This window comes from Ornithinibacillus liuyingii (genome assembly GCF_055550225.1).
The window spans coordinates 90928-110478 of sequence record NZ_JBPWOS010000008.1 but is presented as its reverse complement, the minus strand read 5'-3'; the positions used below and the strand labels follow the sequence as shown (position 1 = coordinate 110478).

Annotated in this window: 23 protein-coding genes and 2 riboswitches; of the genes, 13 read left to right on the top strand and 10 right to left on the bottom strand. The window is 37.6% G+C overall.

The genetic code is table 11. The annotated features are described in order from the left end of the window. Positions 1 to 64: 64 nt before the first annotated feature. The 5 genes from thiE to thiW form a co-directional block, all read right to left on the bottom strand. Positions 65 to 688, bottom strand: coding sequence for a thiamine phosphate synthase (gene thiE, locus ACSKT4_RS12315; protein ID WP_222618943.1), 624 nt, complete (start codon positions 686 to 688; stop codon positions 65 to 67). Then, positions 688 to 1464 carry a hydroxyethylthiazole kinase gene (gene thiM, locus ACSKT4_RS12310; RefSeq protein ID WP_186868092.1) on the bottom strand — a complete coding sequence of 259 codons (777 nt, stop codon included), beginning with the start codon at positions 1462 to 1464 and terminating at the stop codon, positions 688 to 690. Before thiM ends, thiE begins: the two co-directional genes overlap by 1 nt. Further along, a complete protein-coding gene (thiD, locus tag ACSKT4_RS12305; protein ID WP_186868464.1) occupies positions 1445 to 2266 on the bottom strand; it encodes a bifunctional hydroxymethylpyrimidine kinase/phosphomethylpyrimidine kinase in 822 nt (273 codons plus the stop codon). Before thiD ends, thiM begins: the two co-directional genes overlap by 20 nt. Continuing rightward, complete coding sequence (gene tenA / locus ACSKT4_RS12300; RefSeq protein ID WP_186868093.1) at positions 2263 to 2952, bottom strand: thiaminase II; 690 nt, start codon at positions 2950 to 2952, stop codon at positions 2263 to 2265. Before tenA ends, thiD begins: the two co-directional genes overlap by 4 nt. Before the next feature lie 63 nt (positions 2953 to 3015). Continuing rightward, positions 3016 to 3116, bottom strand: a riboswitch (TPP riboswitch). A 14-nt stretch (positions 3117 to 3130) separates the two neighbouring features. Continuing rightward, positions 3131 to 3631, bottom strand: a complete 501-nt coding sequence (gene thiW, locus ACSKT4_RS12295; protein WP_186868094.1) for an energy coupling factor transporter S component ThiW — start codon at positions 3629 to 3631, stop codon at positions 3131 to 3133. Positions 3632 to 3713: 82 nt separating this feature from the next. Beyond that, positions 3714 to 3820: riboswitch (TPP riboswitch) on the bottom strand. 680 nt (positions 3821 to 4500) lie between these two features. Between thiW and ACSKT4_RS12290 the strand changes: the two genes are divergently transcribed. The 7 genes from ACSKT4_RS12290 to ACSKT4_RS12260 all read left to right on the top strand — a co-directional run bounded on the left by ACSKT4_RS12290 (position 4501) and on the right by ACSKT4_RS12260 (position 9598). Then, positions 4501 to 5172 (top strand): zinc metallopeptidase, encoded by a 672-nt coding sequence (locus ACSKT4_RS12290; protein ID WP_186868465.1) that lies wholly within the window; start codon positions 4501 to 4503, stop codon positions 5170 to 5172. A gap of 19 nt (positions 5173 to 5191) precedes the next feature. Next, positions 5192 to 5617: a YwnF family protein gene (locus tag ACSKT4_RS12285; RefSeq protein ID WP_186868095.1), complete on the top strand. Its 426-nt coding sequence runs from the start codon at positions 5192 to 5194 to the stop codon at positions 5615 to 5617. A 28-nt stretch (positions 5618 to 5645) separates the two neighbouring features. Beyond that, positions 5646 to 5933, top strand: coding sequence for a hypothetical protein (locus tag ACSKT4_RS12280; protein WP_186868096.1), 288 nt, complete (start codon positions 5646 to 5648; stop codon positions 5931 to 5933). Positions 5934 to 5972: 39 nt separating this feature from the next. After that, on the top strand, positions 5973 to 6389 hold the full coding sequence (locus tag ACSKT4_RS12275) for a Spx/MgsR family RNA polymerase-binding regulatory protein (protein ID WP_186868097.1): 417 nt from the start codon (positions 5973 to 5975) through the stop codon (positions 6387 to 6389). Positions 6390 to 6713: 324 nt separating this feature from the next. After that, the gene (locus ACSKT4_RS12270; protein WP_186868098.1) at positions 6714 to 7880 is read left to right on the top strand and encodes a TraB/GumN family protein; all 1167 of its coding nucleotides are present in this window, start codon (positions 6714 to 6716) and stop codon (positions 7878 to 7880) included. Between the two features lie 90 nt (positions 7881 to 7970). Further along, positions 7971 to 9218: a hemolysin family protein gene (locus tag ACSKT4_RS12265; RefSeq protein WP_186868099.1), complete on the top strand. Its 1248-nt coding sequence runs from the start codon at positions 7971 to 7973 to the stop codon at positions 9216 to 9218. A 260-nt stretch (positions 9219 to 9478) separates the two neighbouring features. Continuing rightward, on the top strand, positions 9479 to 9598 hold the full coding sequence (locus ACSKT4_RS12260) for a DUF4023 domain-containing protein (RefSeq protein WP_186868100.1): 120 nt from the start codon (positions 9479 to 9481) through the stop codon (positions 9596 to 9598). Between the two features lie 77 nt (positions 9599 to 9675). Here ACSKT4_RS12260 and ACSKT4_RS12255 read toward each other — a convergent pair whose 3' ends face one another. From ACSKT4_RS12255 to ACSKT4_RS12240, 4 genes are all read right to left on the bottom strand, one after another. Continuing rightward, entirely contained in the window at positions 9676 to 10230 is a 555-nt protein-coding gene (locus ACSKT4_RS12255) for an NADPH-dependent FMN reductase (RefSeq protein WP_186868101.1), read from the bottom strand. A 226-nt stretch (positions 10231 to 10456) separates the two neighbouring features. After that, a complete protein-coding gene (locus ACSKT4_RS12250) occupies positions 10457 to 12157 on the bottom strand; it encodes a methyl-accepting chemotaxis protein (protein WP_186868102.1) in 1701 nt (566 codons plus the stop codon). Positions 12158 to 12325: 168 nt separating this feature from the next. Continuing rightward, positions 12326 to 13831: a D-alanyl-D-alanine carboxypeptidase/D-alanyl-D-alanine endopeptidase gene (gene dacB, locus ACSKT4_RS12245; RefSeq protein WP_186868103.1), complete on the bottom strand. Its 1506-nt coding sequence runs from the start codon at positions 13829 to 13831 to the stop codon at positions 12326 to 12328. A gap of 119 nt (positions 13832 to 13950) precedes the next feature. Next, positions 13951 to 14424 carry a GyrI-like domain-containing protein gene (locus tag ACSKT4_RS12240; protein WP_186868104.1) on the bottom strand — a complete coding sequence of 158 codons (474 nt, stop codon included), beginning with the start codon at positions 14422 to 14424 and terminating at the stop codon, positions 13951 to 13953. A gap of 140 nt (positions 14425 to 14564) precedes the next feature. Here ACSKT4_RS12240 and ACSKT4_RS12235 point away from each other — a divergent pair, with 140 nt between their 5' ends. The 5 genes from ACSKT4_RS12235 (at position 14565) to ACSKT4_RS12215 (ending at position 17630) form a co-directional block, all read left to right on the top strand. Further along, positions 14565 to 14969 carry a hypothetical protein gene (locus ACSKT4_RS12235; protein WP_186868105.1) on the top strand — a complete coding sequence of 135 codons (405 nt, stop codon included), beginning with the start codon at positions 14565 to 14567 and terminating at the stop codon, positions 14967 to 14969. 266 nt (positions 14970 to 15235) lie between these two features. Further along, positions 15236 to 15784, top strand: a complete 549-nt coding sequence (locus ACSKT4_RS12230) for a phosphatase PAP2 family protein (protein WP_425516466.1) — start codon at positions 15236 to 15238, stop codon at positions 15782 to 15784. Between the two features lie 17 nt (positions 15785 to 15801). After that, on the top strand, positions 15802 to 16944 hold the full coding sequence (locus ACSKT4_RS12225; protein WP_186868106.1) for a glycosyltransferase family 4 protein: 1143 nt from the start codon (positions 15802 to 15804) through the stop codon (positions 16942 to 16944). Positions 16945 to 17251: 307 nt separating this feature from the next. Beyond that, a complete protein-coding gene (locus ACSKT4_RS12220) occupies positions 17252 to 17449 on the top strand; it encodes a small, acid-soluble spore protein, H family (RefSeq protein ID WP_186868107.1) in 198 nt (65 codons plus the stop codon). Between the two features lies 1 nt (position 17450). Continuing rightward, positions 17451 to 17630 (top strand): H-type small acid-soluble spore protein, encoded by a 180-nt coding sequence (locus ACSKT4_RS12215; RefSeq protein ID WP_186868108.1) that lies wholly within the window; start codon positions 17451 to 17453, stop codon positions 17628 to 17630. A 41-nt stretch (positions 17631 to 17671) separates the two neighbouring features. Here the strand turns inward: ACSKT4_RS12215 and ACSKT4_RS12210 are convergent, their stop codons facing one another. Continuing rightward, a complete protein-coding gene (locus ACSKT4_RS12210) occupies positions 17672 to 18235 on the bottom strand; it encodes a YpjP family protein (protein ID WP_186868109.1) in 564 nt (187 codons plus the stop codon). 251 nt (positions 18236 to 18486) lie between these two features. Between ACSKT4_RS12210 and ACSKT4_RS12205 the strand changes: the two genes are divergently transcribed. Continuing rightward, complete coding sequence (locus ACSKT4_RS12205; protein ID WP_186868110.1) at positions 18487 to 19512, top strand: PstS family phosphate ABC transporter substrate-binding protein; 1026 nt, start codon at positions 18487 to 18489, stop codon at positions 19510 to 19512. Positions 19513 to 19551 lie beyond the last annotated feature (39 nt).

Sequence of the window (19551 nt, the reverse complement as noted above, 5' to 3'; positions counted from 1 at the left end):
ATAAGAAATGGTTCCATTCCAAACATCTGTTTAGAATGGAACCATCTTTTACAGTTATAATACTCTATAGTTTCTCTACGGAAGACGGAATGTTAGCTGCTTGGGTAATGGCAGAAATAACGGCCACTCCATCAGCGCCAGCCTCCATAACATAGGCAGCAGTGTCTATCTGGATTCCGCCAATCCCAACTATAGGAAGGTCAGGATATTGATGACGTATCGCTTTAATCCATGCAACACCAACTGCAGCTTTGGCATCTGTTTTTGTTGAAGTAGGATATATTGGCCCAGCCCCAATATAATCCACTAAATGAATAGGGCTATTATTTAGTTCATTCCAATTAGAAACCGAAAGGCCAATAAGTAAATGCGGAAATTCTTCTCGAACCTTCTCTACAGGCTGATCATCTTGACCAACATGTATTCCATCGACATCTAGAGCATTTGCTAATTCTATATCGTCATTGATAAAGAATGGGATATGATATCTTTTGCAAACTGCTCTTAATTTTTTTCCAAGCTCCAACTTTTCCTTTCCCTTTAACGAACCGTACCCCTTTTCCCGATATTGAAAAGCGGTAATACCACTTTTTGCTGCTATTTCTAGGATTTCTACAGGGTCTCTAGTGCAATCTTGACTACCCATTATAAAATATTTTCGCAAGATCTGTTTATTCATAGTAGGCATTACAGTGATTCTCCTTTAAGCGCTGTGACATCCATCGATAGCGCATCAATAAAATGAGGAATGAAGGTTCCAGATGCTTTCACCTGTTCTTGCGATGCAGTGTATTCCGCTGCTAATCCATAAAAGGCTACTGCAGTTTCTGCTTGCTCGTAAGGAGAGTCATCTGTTGTTAAACAGGCAGCTATAATGGAACCTAATAAGCAGCCTGCTCCGGTTACTTTCGCTAGTAATGGGTGTCCGGTTCCATTTATGGTAGTCGATTCTGTTGTACTAATGACATCGCGTTTCCCAGTTAGTACAGCCGTTGTCTGATATGTTTTGGCAACCTTTCTGGCTATTTCCTCTATGTTTCCGTCACCAAAAGAATCGACACCTTTTGTCTGCCAAGGGACATTAACTAGATGAGCAAGCTCCCCAGCGTTTCCTTTAATAACAGTTGGCTGCACTTCTTCCAATAGTTGTTTTACTGCATTAGAACGATAAGGAGTTGCAGCTACTCCAACTGGATCAAGTACGACGGGAATTCCTTTTTGATTAGCTGCTTTTCCAGCAGCAATCATGGCCTGTAAATCATTTGCAGATAGTGTCCCGATATTCAATAACACACCATCAGCAATCGTAGCCATTGCAGCGGCTTCTTCTTCAGCCTTTGCCATGATTGGTGCCCCACCAAATGACAATAGACCATTGGCAGTGAAATTCATTACGACTTGATTTGTTAGATGGTGAATTAAAGGTTTATTTTTTCGTACAGTATCAATTATTTGCGTGTTCATAGCGGTTTTTCTCCTCTCGTATGCCCCAGTGATTAGTAGGGCCATTACCAGCTCCTAGATTAGATGCGTGCTTGATAGCTAGCGTGATAAAATGTTTTGCTTTTTCAACCGCAGCAACTAAGGAATCCCCTTTGCTTAAATAGGCAGTAATGGCTGCCGAATACGTACATCCTGTGCCGTGGGTGTTTTTACTAGGTATTCGCTCTGCAGCAAAGGAATAGAAACGCTCTCCATCGTACAGAAAATCAATTGCTTCCTCTTGTAAATGCCCACCTTTTATTAATGCGGCTTTAGCACCTAACTCATGAACAATAATTGTAGCGGCTTTTTTCATGTCTTCTAGAGAAGTAATTTTCTCTCCAGTTAAATATTCTGCCTCTGGTATATTTGGTGTGACGACAGATGTTAATGGTAGTAGTTGTTCTCTTAAAAAATCTCGTGCAGTGCTTTCAATTAGAGTATCTCCACTTGTTGCAACCATAACAGGATCCATAACATAAGGAGCATCGAGGTTGCTAATTTGATTGGCAATGATTCTCATCATATCGACAGTAGCAAGCATACCAGTCTTAAAGGCGTGAATAGGCATATCAGATATCACAGATTCGAGCTGTTGTTCAATCATATCCAATGGAATATGGTGGATCGCTTGCACGCCAGTTGTGTTTTGGGCAACAACCGAGGTAATGACGGACATTCCATAGCTCTGCAGTTCTTGAAATGTTTTCAAATCAGCATGGATACCTGCACCCCCACTTGGATCGGTTCCTGCGATAGTTAGTGCACATGGGACTTGGGTCATATCCGCTTCACTACCTTTCCTGATGGCCATTCTTCGCATGTATAAGCCATTTCCCAAAACGCTAATTCAAGTTCACAGCTTTTACGAAAGGCATCACGTATGCGGTTCTTTTCAGAAGGAGACGCCTCTTTGGCAAGATTATCTAATCGTTCACGCATTTCTGTTGTGGTACTCCTCGTACGAGCATCACTATAAAAGGTAATCCATTGATAAAAAGGATGATCTGGTGTTGGCTGATACCTCTTCATTAATTCGTCGCCAATTTCTAAATAGGTCCATGGGCAAGGTAGTAAGGCTCCTAATATTTCGCCCATAGAACCGGTATGTGCATGGTACAGCATATGTTTTATATAATGGTCGGCAGTCGGTGGTAGTGGGTGTCCTTGGAGAGACTCATAAGGAACACCAATGTACTCACAAAAATTATGATGCGGATGAATCTCATCCTTTAATATAAACTCCATTTTATTGAAGAAATATCGTATATCATCCCTGCTAGAGGATTTAGACGCAGCTAACCCATAAATTTTCATGAATGCATTAAGGTACTCGAAGTCTGCCTTAATATAATGAGCGATTGCTTCCTTTGAGATATCGCCCTCTCCAATTCCTTTAACAAAGGGATGGTCAAAAATAAGTTGAAATATATCATTGTTTTCTTCTCGTAATGATTCTGTGAATAACATGGATAAACTCCTCCTTAGAATGTGAAAGCTACTAGGAGAGTACCGTAGATATGTGAGGGATATATGCGGCCTCAACTACTTCCCTTCGCTAGCATTACCTAGATCAGGTTATTAAGGGACAAAGGATATACCTTATCTCAGCAAAAGCGCCCCTAGTAGTTTTCAGTGTTTAGTTAATTTACCTTTTCAAATGAATAGAGCCTACATTTTCTAGCTTAGTAATGTGAGATACAACGAACCAACCGAGTATAGCCCCTGGTAAACTACTTACAAGAAACGCGGGCATAAAGGCAAAAGCGCCAGTAGCATTTCCCATAAATAGGTAGGCTAAAGGGACGGAAGCCAATGCTCCGATTACCCCACTTCCGACTCCTTCCCCGATAACTGCCAAGCCTATTCTTCCTGACCTTTTATATAAGTAGCCAGCTAAAAAGGCACCAATCATACCACCTGGAAAGGCGAGTATGGTACCGAGTCCGAGAACATTACGAAGCAGGCCAATCATAAAAGCGACAATCACTGCTGGACCTGGTCCAAGAAGGACACCTGTAAGAACATTTATTGCATGCTGCATAGGGTAGGCTCGTGCTACCCCTGCTGGAAACCAAATAAGCTGAGCAGTAACGGTCCCAATAGCTATCAAGACAGCCATCGTTGTAATGAGACGAGTTTTATTCATCGTTCCTCCTTTCTGCAAGGGACACAAAAAAAGCCAGACCCATAGAAGGACCTAGCTTAATTGATTGAGATTAATAGATTGACTAATTGTCGTACTACTTCCCTCCGCTGGTACTAACCAGATCAGGTCCATAAGGGTCGGAAAAATCTATTCCTCTCAGCCCACATTAGAGCGCCCCTAGTAGTTTTACTATTCATTTGTCATGAATCACTATTATCATATCAAATGAAAAAGCATTTGTCACTGTGGTACTTGTTTTTAGGTGTAGAGAAGATGGAGTTAAACGATGGAGCATGCAAGGTATAACTACTGTAGTAGCGGGAGGTTATCGTTTTGGTGAAAGAGAGTAAAAGTCTAACAGAGGGAGGCTATCGCTGCCCTTTTTTGGTAGAAGAAGCTGGAAAAGGTACCAGAGGGAGGCTATCGGCGCCCTTTTTTAGCAGAAGGAGAAGGAAAAGGTAAACAGAGGGAAGGTGTCAGCGCCCTTTTTTGGCAGAAGAAGTTGGAAAAGGTGACAGATGGAGATTATCGCTGCCCTTTTCCAGCTGAACGAGAATAAAAAGGTAATAGAGAAAGGCTATATTACCCTTATCAGGTTAAACCATCCGAAAAAGGTAACGGAGAAAGTGTATCGAAATTATAGGATTAAATAATTTTTTTTAGTTCATATTCAGTTCATATTTGTTTTTTATACTAATGATACACCCAGAAGAAATAAATTTTTTCTTATTTGTGCAACAAAACACAAACTTATTTCGTATATATATTGAAAAACAATTCTAATAAGTATAAATCTGGGATGATATTGGCAAGTCTTATAGAAAAAAGAGACACATCTAGGGGGAATTGTCGTGTTTTTATTTCATCCAATGGATTTTCTAATACTCATTGCATTTGGGCTTGCGCTATGGGCGCAATCTAGTGTACAAGGAAATTTTAAAAAGGGTTCCAAAATAAAGGCCTCCTCTAACATGACAGGTGTAGAGGTTGCGAGAAGAATACTAGACAGTGAGGGGCTTTCTGATGTAAGAATAGAACTCTCTAAACGAGGAACACTTTCCGATCACTATGATCCAACTGCTAAAGTAATTCGATTATCGGAACCGGTTTATCGAGGGAATTCAATTGCATCCCTTTCTGTTGCCGCACATGAAGTCGGTCACGCAATTCAACATGCGAATCATTATTCGATGTTAGTACTGCGACATAAACTTGTCCCGTTTGCAAATATAGGGTCACAGCTTGCACCATTTCTTTTAATTGCTGGGTTTATATTTACCCAGGGTAGTATGTTGATAGGAATTGGGATTATCCTATTCTCAGCAGCTGTACTATTTCAGATTGTTACATTACCAGTAGAATTTGATGCCTCAAGGCGTGCTAAGAATAAACTAATAGAATTAGGTATGATTGCGAATCAAGAGGAACGAGGCGTTAGTAAAGTGTTGAACGCTGCTGCATTAACGTATGTAGCAAGTACCTTGATTGCTGTCTTAGAGCTTATAAAATACATCATGATTTTTAGAGGAAGACAAAATTAATGAAAAGGTGGGATTTTTAATGAACTTACCTGTAACAGATATGCCGAGCTTTATAAAAAAAGAAGTGGATAAATTAAACGAAACGATTTCTCCTTTCATCAAGAAAGTATCGAAATATTCATTTTGGGCATTTCCTCTCATTGTATTTTCGCTAATTAATTTATTCTTTTTGCTAGTGGTTATGCCGGAAACGAGAACAACCGTATCACTTATTTTGTATGCGGTAATGGGAGCATTCGGTTTTGCCCTATCAAAAGAAGCGAAGCATCAGAGGAAAGAAATTTTAAAAGTGAGTGAGGATTATATCATTAAGCGTATCAATAAAAGTGATGTAATAGCAAGTGCTGTTAAGGATCGCTATATTCGCAGAGTCAAGGAGCAGCCGGCCTTTGCGATGAATCATTTTATAAAGTTTTTAGAAGAAGAAAATCGTTTAATGGAGTAGTAAGTATGATATACCCTGGAGGGATTTCGTGACATTATTAGCGGAACAAGAGTATTTTAAGATTGAACGAAAGGTAGACCGTATAACACAAGTTGATGTGGAGCATAAACGCTATCTGAAGCTATATACGGACAAAATCCAGAGTAAACATCGCGAGTTTCCAATTAAGGACGTATTAGATATTTCTTACCGAGAAATAGGAGGTGAAGGAGCTGGCCTTCTTTACTTACATACAACTCGTGGTGTATTTTCATATACATTGAAATCATCTCCAAGGCATTTTATTGAAATCTTTAAACAACACATTAAAAAGTAAGACAAAGTTTTCAAAAATAGTAGAAATGGGGAATGGTAAATGACTGTCATGATTTATGGTGCAGCATGTTCATCAACCAGAAAAGCAAAAGAATGGTTTAGGAAAAATAATATTAATTATATTGAACGAAATATATTAAAGGATCCATTAACGGTTCCAGAATTACAGCAAATATTAAGCAGAACGGTAGAAGGAACGGAAGAAATTATCTCAACACGATCTAAAGTTTATAAAGAACTCGATGTGGATATTGATTCCCTTCCACTTCAAGAATTACTAACTCTGATTCATAAACATCCTAGACTGCTTAGAAGTCCTATCATGTTAGATGAAAAGAGACTTCAAGTAGGATTCCATATCGATGACATTAGACAATTCTTACCAAGAAAAACTAGAGAACGTCAATGGCTTCAATGGAGAATGAATTACCTTCCAATGACAGAAATTGTGAAATAATAAATAAATGGAACGAAGAGGTTGAGACTTTACTATATGTTTTAGTAAAAATCCGATAGAGTCACTATATTATTTAGGAATATACGTAGAAGTTAGCGGGTCACAGACAGATCTCCTTGAATAGATTACTGTCCTCCCGGTGCTGAAAGTGAAGACATCGTATTTTTCTGAAGCTAGTAAGTGGTGCGAACGAGGATGCGGATTATGTTTTGCTTGAAACGGTTGTCACAACCTCTTTTTTCTCGTTCACAATAAATTTATTTCAAATTTTTAGCAAACTAGTTTATTATTAATTTTATATAGATATATAAAGGAAGGTACTTTATGTCAGAAGATAATATATCACGTTTAGAGATAAATGGAAAAGAGATTATTCTGATTGGTACAGCACATGTATCCAAAACAAGCGCAGAACAAGTTAAACAAGTTATCGAACTAGAACAACCAGATTCCGTCTGTGTGGAACTTGACGAACAACGTTATAAGTCCATTACAGAAGGGAATAAATGGAAAGAAACAGATATTTTTCAAATTATTAAAGATAGAAAAACAACACTACTATTGATGAACCTTGCTATTTCCTCTTTTCAAAAACGGATGGCTAGCCAATTTGGTATAAATCCTGGACAAGAAATGATTCAAGGTATTGAATCGGCAAAAGAGATAAATGCTAATCTTGTATTAGCAGATCGAAATATCCAAACGACATTCTCACGGATTTGGCGTGGCATTGGGTTAAAAGGAAAGCTGATGCTTTTAACACAAGTCATTGCTAGTATCTTTACGAGAGAGACCATATCGGAAGAAGAGCTGGAGAAGATGAAGTCACAGGATATGATCGATTCGATGCTACAGGAATTTACCGAGAGCTTTCCGAGATTAAAAAAGCCTCTCATAGATGAGCGTGACCAGTATCTTGCTCAAAAGATTAAGGAAGCGCCAGGAGATAAAATTGTTGCGGTACTAGGTGCGGCACACGTACCTGGGATAAAGGAGCAAATCAAGCAGGACCATGACCTTAAAACGTTATCGCAGCTACCTCCTAAATCGAAAATTCCCAAAATAATCGGATGGACAATTCCATTACTTATCATTACGCTTATTGTTCTTACGTTTATGACAGATCAACAAGCTGGATGGGTGCAAATTGTAAGCTGGATCCTGTGGAACGGTTCCTTATCTGCACTTGGAACACTAATTGCGTTTGGGCATCCACTCGCTGTTCTCACGGCATTTATTGCAGCTCCAATTACCTCGTTAGAGCCATTTCTAGCGGCAGGCTGGTTTGCTGGATTTGTCCAAGCATATTTTAAAAGACCTAATGTGCAGGATTTCGAAAATCTATCGAATGATGTCCATAGTTTAAAGGGATTTTGGAATAATAAAGTAACACGTGTCCTTTTAGTGGTCATCTTTGCAAACATTGGAAGTTCAATCGGAACATTTATAGGAGGAGCAGATGTCATTCGATTGTTTATAGAAAATCTATAGACACTTTTCTTCTAACATTGTTCTAAATAGATTAAAGTATAAGTAACCATAATATATAGTTATTGTAAATTTTTAAGGGGGAACGATCTAGTGATCATTGCGATCATCGTATTATTGTTTGTATCCTTTTTCTTTTCAGGGAGTGAGACTGCCCTTACTGCAACAAATAAAATGAAGCTACAAACAAAAGCAAGCAATAATGATAAAAAGTCTGAGAAATTATTGAATTTAGTTTCAAAACCGAGTGAATTTATTACGACGATTTTAATTGGGAATAACATCGCTAACATTCTTTTGCCTACTTTAGTAACGATGGTGGCATTAGAATACGGAGTTAATGTGGGCTTAGCGTCGGCTATTTTGACGATTACGATCATTATATTTTCAGAAGTAATACCAAAGTCGGTAGCTGCTACATTCCCAGACCGAATCGCATATATCGTGTATCCGGTTATTCGTTTTTTCACCATCGTGTTCAAGCCATTCACGACTCTATTAAATAGCCTTACCGGATTAATTATAAAGTCATTGTCTAAGGGGAATGAAGACAACGTCTCCATTTCCAAGGAAGAGTTAAGGGCGATGGTTGATATTGCAGGAACGGAAGGTACATTTAAACAGGAAGAGTCTTATCGTATTAAAGGTGTGCTTGATTTCCAAGACTTAAATGTGAAGGACGTCATGAAAACCCCTCGTATAGATATTGTCGCTGTACCGATTGATGCGACTTATGAAGAAGTACGGGATATTGTTATCGAAAATCAGTTCACACGATACCCAGTGTATGATGGTGAAATAGATAATATTGTTGGTGTATTCCATTCGAAATATTTATTATCCTGGTCGATAGAGCCGGGGAATACGTTAGAATCCTATTGTGATATGAATCCAATGGTATTCTTTGAGTTCCATTCAATTGAAATGGTATTTCGCCAAATGACAAGAGAGAGAAAGCATCTAGCCATTGTATTGGATGAATATGGTGGAACAGAAGGTATCGTAACCCATGAAGATATTATCGAGGCGATGATAGGACTGGAAATTGAGGATGAGATGGACTTAGAAAGTGAGAAGCTAATCGAGAAGCTTACTGATAAAGAGATTATATGTGATGGTAAAATAACGCTACATCGCTTAAACTCCATTTTCAATACGGATATTCCTGAGGAAGAGGACGTATTATCCGGCTATTTACTGACAGAGTTCAATCAATTTCCTAAGCAAGGTGATATTTTAGAAAAAGATCAGCTTATTTTTAAAATATTAGAAGTAGATGGAAGGACATTAAAGCAAATCCAAATCGTAAAAAATGACTTCGTTGAGGTAGAGGAAGGGTAATTCTCGTCCCTACTAATTGTGAATAAGAAAGTAGAATAAGATGTGCCTTTATTCCATCTATTCTTGTAGTAAGATAATAAAGTTCCGAATCAACTCATGATTCGGGACTTTTCGTTGTAATAGGCGATAGGAACAAGTATCAATCTATTACGGAGAGTGCGGATAGTTAATTTATGTATTAGCAGTAAAGTGATTAGCCTATCATAAGCTATTACCAATTAGGGCATACTAAATAGAAAATAGGAAAAAGGAGAGTCGATATGGAAGACACATCCACATTTGTAGCCAAATTTAATGAACGGAAGCGAAAAGATGAATTAAACAGGAAAAGACAAGGCGGGGGTACTCGTTCCGACCGTTTACCTAGTAAACGTCATTAAAATAACTAGAAACATAAAAAAGAGCCGTGGATTGATAAATTTACTTACCGCCACGGCTCTTTTAGTTAAATTAACATTTAACGTAATGTTTTTAATGCACGGCTCCAAGCAATAACTTGGTCAAACATGCCATTAGCATTGTCTGCATGATAATCTGCTGGTTTGAATACAGAGAAGTTTTCAAAGTCAGAAAGTAGTGAGAATGTAACAGCTGTACGAACGTCAGCCACTTGAAGCTCACCTAAGATTAGACGTAGGTTTTCATGGGCACGAGTACCCCCAAGGCTACCATATCCAACAAATCCTGCAGCTTTATTGTTTACTTCAGGGTTTAAGTAATCAAGAGCGTTCTTTAATGCACCACCAACAGAATGGTTGTATTCAGGTGCAATAAATACGTAACCATCAAAAGAAGCCATTTTCTCAGACCAAGCTTTTGCAGCAGCTTGAGCTTCTTCTTTTTGTGCAGCTTTAGAGCCTAGGAAAGCTAGATCATAATCAGCTAGATCAACTAACTCATATTCTACACCTTCATCATTACGATTTTTAGCGAAGTCTAGTGTCCAGTCTGCAACTGCTTGTCCGTTACGACCTTCACGAACACTACCAAGTACAATACCGATTTTTAACATAATTAGTTCCTCCTCTGAGTTGTGTTTATAGGTTGAATTAACGATAATAGAAAACTATTTATCTTTAATTCAATATATTTGAATTAAACATTAATAATCTTATCACGTCTATTTATCGATTGCAACTATAAAGAATAATAATTTGATATTTAGTTACAAAAAGTAATTATAATTACAGTTAAAGAGGTTGGGGATAAAGTGTTTATACTATATCCCAACCTCTAAATTAAATCTTAAATTTATTAATCGTCATTTGGGAGTCATCTGCAATATCGGAAAGATTAGCTATCGATTGATTGACTTGTTTCATCAGATCCACTTGCTCTTCCGTTTTTGCGGATACCTCTTGGGAATTTACTGCTGCTGCTTCTGAAATCTCCGTAATATGGTTCATGGAATCAACCATTTCTTGAGCACCAATTGTCATTTGTTGTACAGCTTGGGATACATCCTGAATTTTTGTGCTAACGTCTTGAATGTAGCTGTTCATTTGCTCGAATGAATTTCCTACATCTGTAACAACGCCTATACCAGTTTCCACTTCATTAGAAGCCATTTTCATCGTGTTAACGGCTGTACTCGTCTCTACTTGTATCGTATTAATTAATTGAGAGATCTGTAATGAAGAGTCGGCTGATTGCTCTGCTAATTTCTTCACTTCATTTGCAACAACTGCAAAACCTTGTCCATGTTCACCAGCTCTTGCTGCCTCTATGGATGCATTTAAGGATAATAGATTTGTTTGCTCGGCAATATCAGTAATAACCTCGATAATGTGGTTTATTTCCTTGGAGCGCTCTCCTAGACCTTTAATAACTTCAGACAATCCATTTACAGTATGCTTAATTTCATTCATTTGTTTAATGGCTACAGAGATAGACTCTTGCCCTCTAGTTGCATTTTCTGTAGCTTCTTGGGCAGTATTAGAAACATTATGTGCGCTTGTAGCGATTTGCTGTATACCACTAGACATTTCTTGGATGGTGCCGGATGTTTCTTCGATAGTCTGTACTTGTGTATCGACACCAGCTGATAATTCTTCCATTGTAGCTGCAATTTCTTCTGAAGCTTCATTTGTTTGTTCAACATGTCCTACCAGTGATTTAGCGGAAGTCGCAACATGTTTTGCACTAGTATTAAATTCCATAATCACTTGTCTTAGGTCGTCAGCCATTTGGTTCAATGTTTCAGCTAAAAGCCCAATCTCATCTTTATTTTTCACCCGTAGCTTTTCAACGGTTAAATCACCTGCAGCTATCTGTTTAGCATATTCGATTAGTGAAGTGATCGGCTTTGTTTTTCTACCGATAATAAAAATCGTGAAAATGCACGCAATCAACAATGGAATAAGACCAAGTAAAATACTAGATTTTACAGAGTCTAACGTACGCTCCGAAACAATACTCGCATTGAAATCAATAGCATTCAAGGCAATAATTTCTTTATTCGGGTCATGGTCTTTAAAGATTGGTGCATAGCCGGTTAATCGTTTCATTCCTCCCGCTTGATAGATTTCAGAATATGCTGGTTGTTTCGTGTCTAGTATGGTTTGTACTACTTGTTCATCTAGATAAAAGCTATCCCCAGCATGGAATCCTTGTTTCTCAAAATGTTTATCAGCGACTAAAATGGTTCCATCTAGTGAAATAATATATTGGTTTTCGAAAATATGTTTATGATCGACTGTCCAATTGATGGAATCTTGTAAATCGATTTCTTTATTACTATTTCCATTCAGAATATCTTCCACATCATTCGTGTTAATTAGACCTGTGGTGATATTTGCACACCCAATTGCTTCAATTCCTGCAGCTTCATACGTATGTTGATAGGTTACCCAATAGTTTGATATAGAAGTAATAATGAGGGAAATCAAAAATACGCCTATAATAATTACTCCAAGTTGTCTCGTTATCCCTTTTTTCATCTAATTACGCCCCCGGTTTAGTATGTCTCTGTCTCTATCTTTGTCTATGTCTATACCCTTACTTTTAATATCGACAGTGGTACTGTTAAATTTAGTAAATTGGCCAAAAAGGAACAAAAAAGCTACATATTAGACTTAGTGAAGTCTATAATATGTAGCTTGGTATTCCTATTCGTGATTTGCTAATTCGGTTGCGATGGCATCCTCAATGGCTGTTATAGTACTGGAGGAACCTAAATAGTTATTTACCATAATCGAGAATATTAATTTCTGGCCGTCTTTCGCTGTGACATAGCCAGATAAACTAGACACTCCTGTTAAGGAACCTGTCTTTGCTTTGACATTGTTCGTTGCTGGTCCATCGGTCATCCGATAACGAAGTGTACCACCAACGAATCGTTCTGAATTACCAGCAACAGGTAATGACCGTTCAAAGGATGTATACCAATCTTCCTCTTGCACTGCATAAAGTAATTGGGATAGCTCGTTTGCAGGGATTAAGTTTTTATGGGACATACCGGACCCATCACGTAAAAGGATAGTATCAGGGTTAACGCCATATTGTATTAATACCTCTTCCATGACAGAAAGCCCTTTATCCCAACTACCTTCATTATGAACTACTTTACCCATTTCCTTCGTCAAGGTTTCACCATGGCCGTTATTACTTAGCTTCATAAAGGGAATTAGTAAGTCTTCTAAAGTCATCGACTCTTTTGATGTAAGCAATGTAGCATTCTCTGGTGTTGTTCCAGTTGTCGTTTGAGCATTCCCGACGAACGAAATCCCGTTCTCTTCTAATGCTTTCTTGAAAACATCGACTGCATAACCGGTAGGCTCCCAAACCGATACCCAGGACCTAGCCATGGATCCATCAATCGGAATGACGCCATTAATGACAATGTTATTGGTTCCGTGTTCTCGTTCGATGGAGATAGCTCTACTATGATCTGAACTTACCGTTTTCGCATTGTTGATGATGTTGACGTAGTCTGTATGGGGTGTTAGTTTTACGAAGGGCTTTCCATCTACATCTTCAGCAGGATAGACCTCTACAATTACGGTCGATGCATCATAATCTTCGTTAGGAGATAATGTCAGAGCTGATATTTGTGCACCTGTATAGAAAGGTTCATCAGACCAGTTCAGATCTTGAGATAGCCTTACATCATCATACCAAGTGTCATCTCCGATTAGGTTGCCCTTAATATTCTTGATTCCTCTCGCTTTTAAATCAGCAGCAAATTGATCTAAATCCTGTTTGAGTAAGGTAGGGTCCCCTTTTCCCTTTAAGTAAAGATTCCCTTGAAGTACGGCTCCTTTAATAGATCCGTCTGTTAATACTTCTGTTGTAAATCGATAATCTGGTCCAAGGGTTTCTAGTGCGGCAATGGTGGTAAGAATTTTCATATTAGATGCAGGGTGTAAGCGGTGATCTCCGTAGTAAGAAAATAATAGTTCTCCTGAATCTGCATTTCGAATGCTTACCCCTGTTGTCGTTCCATCTAATGCTGGATTACTCAAAATCTGATTTAGTTTATCTGGTAAAGATACTTCTTCGGTAGTCTCATTATTAGCTGATGGTGTTTGATTTTGTATTACAAAGAGAGTACTTACCATGCATACTACTAAAAAACTTAGAAGTATTCGCTTACAAAGCTTTGTTTGATTCATTTCCCCACTCCTTTGTTCATTTTTAAATATATATGAAATAATGGATAGGCTTATCCTAGGTCTAAAGTATACTTATAAGTATTTCCAAAGGAGGTGGAGGTTAACTATGCATGATGAATCTAGGAAATTTTATTGATTGCTACACAAATATCAACATTGGAATCATTTTGACCTTTCCAAACTTCCATATCATATCCTAATGGAATGAATCGATTCTGCTGTAGCCAATTATTGTAGAGGAAATCATACGTTTTATAAACATCTGTTTTCGTACCTGTATGCTTACAATTAACATACATATTTTCTTCCATGGTGTAAAGCGTTGTATCATCTGGCGCCTCATCCATATGCTGAACCTCATACCCTATGATGAGGCGTTCCTTATTTAGAAAAGGATTAAACTGCTCCATCAAAGGATAAATATGAATGACGTATACATCATCACGTACTTTATTTGGTATTTTGTCGGAAATAGATTGAAGGCGTGAGACGGTATGTTGAATTGCTTTTCTTTCCTCTTCGTCGCTAAGTTGAGTTGGTAGGCAATATCCAATCAGTTGAAATGATTTTTTCTTAATTATTTTTGGCCCCAAATCGGTACACCTCCATATATTTATCCACCATTCATATTCTGACGACCCTCTAAATATGCATAAAAAGCTCGTCCTATTTGGAATGATACGCTCTTTCGTGACATAGAAATGAATAAAAGTCTATGTTAGGGGGTTATAAGATGGAAGAGGTACTAACGATTACGGAAGAGGATATGAAACGATATTATGATCTTAACCAGAAGAAAAAAGAGATTGAAAACGAGATGAATGGCTTAAAGAAAAAGTTTCATGGCGTACTTGATGCATCCTATGGAAAACAAACAAAAGGTGAGATACAGCGAGGGAATTATAAATTGCAGCGTCAAATTAGAACGGCAACCAGTTATGACGATAATGGTACGATTGAGAAGTTAGAAGAGCTGAATTTACAAGAATTTATTATAGAAACAAAGGTACCTGATACGGATAAGCTTGACTCCGCGATTAAACTAGGGCTCGTCGAGGAAGCAGACTTTAAAGAACACAAGAAAACACGAATCACCCAAACAATTGTTGTTAAAGAGACGTTTTCAAGTGAACAATAATGACTTAATAACTAGCTAGTAGAGATACTGGCTAGTTTTTATTTGCGTTCCGTTTGTTCAAAATTTGAAGCTGAACCATGTATAGCACCGGGTTAAAATTTACGGAAAATTCATTTTTAGTTAGCAATTACTTAATCTTACTACTTTACACTTGAGGTGAAGTTACTCAATTGATGGGAGTGAGACGATGAAGTTACTTATCAAGGTATTTGTTTCTCTTTCTGCAATCTTAGTTTATATTACTTATTAATTCTGAAGGTGGGTTATTGGTGGTGAAATACTTTTCCCAAATGTATGCATTAGATTGTAAATCATTTCATTATATCAATCAGTACTTCGATTATAAGCGTCTTAATACTATATTTCGTAAAATAACCCATATGGGTGGTGCAACGTTCACAATTTTAACCGTATTGTTACTGATCTTATTTACATCAGGTGTTGAACAAATGACGGCTATTGCTAGTGCTTTATCATTAACAATTAGTCACATTCCGGTTGCGCTTGTGAAAAAGCTGTGTCCACGTAAAAGGCCTTATTTAGTTCTTCAAAATAGTCGTGTGTTGGAAAATCCTTTAACAGACTGTTCATTTCCATCAGGCCATACAACAGCAATATTTTCTATTATAACTCCATTTATTCTACTGTTTCCGCTCTTTTCTATAGCTTTAATTCCAATAGCTTTTCTAGTAGCTATATCACGTGTATACCTTGGTTTACATTACCCTTCTGATGTCCTAGTAGGAAGTTTACTTGGCATAAGTTCCGGAGTGATCTGTTTTAACTTGTTGGTAACGAGTATAACTACTTTATAGAAATGGGGAGGATAAGCATGAAAATCGCAATTTTTACGGATACTTTTGCACCAGATGTGAACGGTGTGGCAAAGACATTAAAACGGTTTACTGACTTTTTAAGTGACAAAGGGCTGGAATATAAGGTGTTTGCCCCCAAAAGTGCGAGTCAAAGTATGTATTCTAGTGATATTTATCGATTTAAAAGCCTCCCGCTTTTTCTTTATCCTGAATGTCGATTTGCGTTCCCGAATATGCTTCATGTGCGTGAAGAACTTATCCAATTCAAACCCGATATTATTCATGTTGCCACACCTTTTAATGTTGGGTTATGTGGCTTACATTACGCCAAAAAGTTAAATATCCCTCTAGTGGGATCCTATCATACTGATTTTGATAAGTACCTGGAATATTACGATTTGCAGTTTTTAACGAAGGTTTTATGGCGTTATATGCGCTGGTTTCATCGACCAATGCGTAAAATTTATGTACCATCTGTTGATACGATGGAAAACCTAAAAAAACACGGCTTTATGAATTTAGATATTTGGGCAAGAGGCATTGATTGTTCTACATTTCATCCTAATTTTGACCGGGAAGCTATGCGAAGGAAATATGGTATTAAAGAGAAGCATGTCCTTTTATATGTCGGTAGGATTGCACCAGAGAAGGATGTTATGCTTCTTCCGGAAATACATAATTCATTACCTGAACGAGTAAGAGAGGATGTGCACTGGCTAGTAGTAGGTGATGGCCCGAACCAAGAGGAATTAAGAAAAAAGTCCCCTGAGAAGATGACGTTTACCGGATTTTTATCTGGTCAGGTGCTTGCTCATGTTTATGCTGCCAGTGATTTGTTTGTTTTTCCTTCACCAACTGAAACATTTGGTAATGTTGTGCTAGAAGCGATAGCTAGTGGGACGCCAGCAATTGTGGCTAATGCGGGTGGTGTTCGGACGATTGTCAAGCATCAGAGAACAGGCATGTTATGTGAAGAAAAAGATATAGAGGGATTTGCTAAGGCTATTACAGAGCTGTTACTAGACAGGAAAAAACGAAGAGAAATGGGTTTGAATGGCAGAGAGTATGCATTAACGCAAACGTGGGATAGTATATTTGAAGCACTATTAAAAGGTTATGAAGAAGCTATTGATGAAAAGCAATTGGCCGTTTTAGCGTAAAAGAGTATATAGTAGTCATTAATGGTCGCTTAATTTAGTAGCAATGGAATTATTATCTATCATCATTTCGGACGAGCGGATTTCTATTTTGGGAATAGCGCTCGTCTATTTATTATGTGCTGATTCTTTCATGTAAATACGTGTTAACTCTGATATAGATCAAGAGAAAGTGGCTCCAAAGCTTTATATAATTTTTCGGTATATACGGAACTGGAAAAATGTATCAAATCAACCCAATAAATCTTCGAATAGTACATGTTTTAAACGTTAAAAATAAATGACAAAGGAGCTATAGGAGGAGAGGCAGTTGGATAATGAGCGAGCAGAAAAAATTATTCAATCTGATGTATTTGTAAATGTGAATTATCATGGCATTCCCGTTTATATTCAGGAAGTGAATCATGATAAAGCGAAAGTTTTTCCACTTGATGCGCTTCATCATGAGCAAGAGGTTGATCTGGCGGGACTATACGAATCTGGTCCAATTATACTGGAGGTGGATTAAGATGCACCGGATGAGAGCAGCTGATATTGCACAATCACCAGATATGAAGCGTGTGTGGTATAACGGCCAACAGGTGTATATTCAGCAGGTCAATGAAAATAATACAGCACGAATATTTCCACTTGATGATCCACAGAACGAGATGGATGTACAACTGACTAATTTGTATGAGTTGCTATAAGATGTAAAATAAAAAACCTCCTACATCTAGGAGGTTTTACCTTATGACATCCACTTTGGTGGAGTGTTTTTATCCCAATATATTTCACCTAATAGATGATGTGCTTCAAAATTATCATCTTTTAAGTGGTAGTGGAAGTTAAACCAGTACCCATCTTGTGGTCTGTTGTCACGTCTTACGTGGAATTTCGCGACATCTTCCTTAGTTAATTCATTGTATACATTAAAAATTCTTTCTCCATAGCCTTGTGATGGCTGTTCTGTAATGGAAAGATAGGATGCATCTTCATTTGCAAGAATAGTCTCTAATGCTAGTTCCATCTTAGGTAAAATGATCTGCGTGAATTCATCTTCTACTTTTTGGGAAATTTTAGGTCCAAATTTTACAAAACTTTGTTCTTTAGCCTTTTCCGTTAAGGAGCTAATGACATCTGTTTCTTCTTCAATTTCCGTGCGAATCTCAGTAGGAATGGCACTGCCATCATTCTCTTTTGGACGAACAACTTCATTATTGTCTTCGTCCGCAATTAAATAAGTAGGCGTATATAATCCAAATGTTACGATTGCGATTAATGCGACGGCTATTTTTCTCATCCACAGATTCATCTTTATTCCCCTCTTTTCTCCCTTACTTAAAAGTTTAGCATGATATTTTCATAGCTGTCTACTGAATAAAAGGTGCAATACTAAAAAATAGGAAAATAGACTTAAAATTTAATCTATTTCTAAGTGATAGGAATTTACAAACGATTTACATTTACAACATATCCACTTAATATTTGTCTCTTATACTTAAGTCTGTGAGAGGGGATAACCCTTAAATAAATATAAATTGCACTTTGGGGAGGACAATTTAGATGAAATTCAAAAAGTACTTGATGTTCCTATTTGTGGCTGCATTAGCAGTAATGCTAGTAGCTTGTGGGAATAACAATGATGAAGACAATTCTGACGACGACAAAGGTTCTGAAGAAACACCTGCAGAAAACGCAGATAACGGAACTGATACTGAATCAGAAGGCGATGAAGGTTCAAACGAGTTAGAAGGTAGTGTAGTAATTGACGGATCTGGTACAGTTTATCCGTTAATGTCAGAAATTGCTCTTGAATATATGACAAACGAACAACCAAATGTTTCTGTTGAAGTAAGCCGTGCGGGAACAAGTGCAGGATTTGAAAAATTCTTACAAGAGAATGGTACAGATTTTAACGATGCATCTCGCTACATTAAAGATGAAGAAAAAGCAAAAGCAGAAGAGTTAGGTATTGAAGTATTAGAAATGAAAGTTGCTCTTGATGGCTTAACAATCGTAGTTAACCCAGAAAACGACTTTGCTACTGAATTAACACCTGACCAAGTAATTTCAATCTTTACTGGTGAGTATGTAAATTGGTCTGATGTAAATCCGGACTGGCCAAATGAAAAAATTCAAACATATGGTCCGAACGAAAACCACGGAACTTATGAGTTCTTCTATGAAACAATCCTTGAAGAACAAGATTTAGCAAGTGATATTAATCTTCAACAAGAATATTCAACTCTAGTAACGCTAGTTTCTGAAGATGTAAATGCTATTGGATTCTTCGGCTTTGGTTACTACGACAGCAATAAAGATAATTTAAATGCTGTGTCAATTGATTTTGGTGATGGCCCTGTAGCTCCATCTCTAGATACAATTGCAGAAGATGGTGACTATGCAGATTACACTCGTCCAGTATTCACATATTTGAACGTTAACAATGCTAAAGAAAAGGCACAAGTTCTAGACTATGCTATCTATGTAATGGAAAACAACAATAGATTAGCTGGTAAAACTGGATTTGCACCAATTCCTGATGAGGAAGCACAAGCGCTTGTTGATCAGCTGAAAGAATTACAATAATTGAATATTAACTAATCTAGATAACTTGTAAATATATAC

Coding starts and splice junctions, on each gene's coding strand:
- thiE (WP_222618943.1), bottom strand. CDS start 688: ATGCCTACTATGAATAAACAGATCTTGCGAAAATATTTTATAATGGGT.
- thiM (WP_186868092.1), bottom strand. CDS start 1,464: ATGAACACGCAAATAATTGATACTGTACGAAAAAATAAACCTTTAATT.
- thiD (WP_186868464.1), bottom strand. CDS start 2,266: ATGACCCAAGTCCCATGTGCACTAACTATCGCAGGAACCGATCCAAGT.
- tenA (WP_186868093.1), bottom strand. CDS start 2,952: ATGTTATTCACAGAATCATTACGAGAAGAAAACAATGATATATTTCAA.
- thiW (WP_186868094.1), bottom strand. CDS start 3,631: ATGAATAAAACTCGTCTCATTACAACGATGGCTGTCTTGATAGCTATT.
- ACSKT4_RS12290 (WP_186868465.1), top strand. CDS start 4,501: ATGGATTTTCTAATACTCATTGCATTTGGGCTTGCGCTATGGGCGCAA.
- ACSKT4_RS12285 (WP_186868095.1), top strand. CDS start 5,192: ATGAACTTACCTGTAACAGATATGCCGAGCTTTATAAAAAAAGAAGTG.
- ACSKT4_RS12275 (WP_186868097.1), top strand. CDS start 5,973: ATGACTGTCATGATTTATGGTGCAGCATGTTCATCAACCAGAAAAGCA.
- ACSKT4_RS12270 (WP_186868098.1), top strand. CDS start 6,714: ATGTCAGAAGATAATATATCACGTTTAGAGATAAATGGAAAAGAGATT.
- ACSKT4_RS12260 (WP_186868100.1), top strand. CDS start 9,479: ATGGAAGACACATCCACATTTGTAGCCAAATTTAATGAACGGAAGCGA.
- ACSKT4_RS12255 (WP_186868101.1), bottom strand. CDS start 10,230: ATGTTAAAAATCGGTATTGTACTTGGTAGTGTTCGTGAAGGTCGTAAC.
- ACSKT4_RS12250 (WP_186868102.1), bottom strand. CDS start 12,157: ATGAAAAAAGGGATAACGAGACAACTTGGAGTAATTATTATAGGCGTA.
- dacB (WP_186868103.1), bottom strand. CDS start 13,831: ATGAATCAAACAAAGCTTTGTAAGCGAATACTTCTAAGTTTTTTAGTA.
- ACSKT4_RS12235 (WP_186868105.1), top strand. CDS start 14,565: ATGGAAGAGGTACTAACGATTACGGAAGAGGATATGAAACGATATTAT.
- ACSKT4_RS12225 (WP_186868106.1), top strand. CDS start 15,802: ATGAAAATCGCAATTTTTACGGATACTTTTGCACCAGATGTGAACGGT.
- ACSKT4_RS12215 (WP_186868108.1), top strand. CDS start 17,451: ATGCACCGGATGAGAGCAGCTGATATTGCACAATCACCAGATATGAAG.
- ACSKT4_RS12210 (WP_186868109.1), bottom strand. CDS start 18,235: ATGAATCTGTGGATGAGAAAAATAGCCGTCGCATTAATCGCAATCGTA.
- ACSKT4_RS12205 (WP_186868110.1), top strand. CDS start 18,487: ATGAAATTCAAAAAGTACTTGATGTTCCTATTTGTGGCTGCATTAGCA.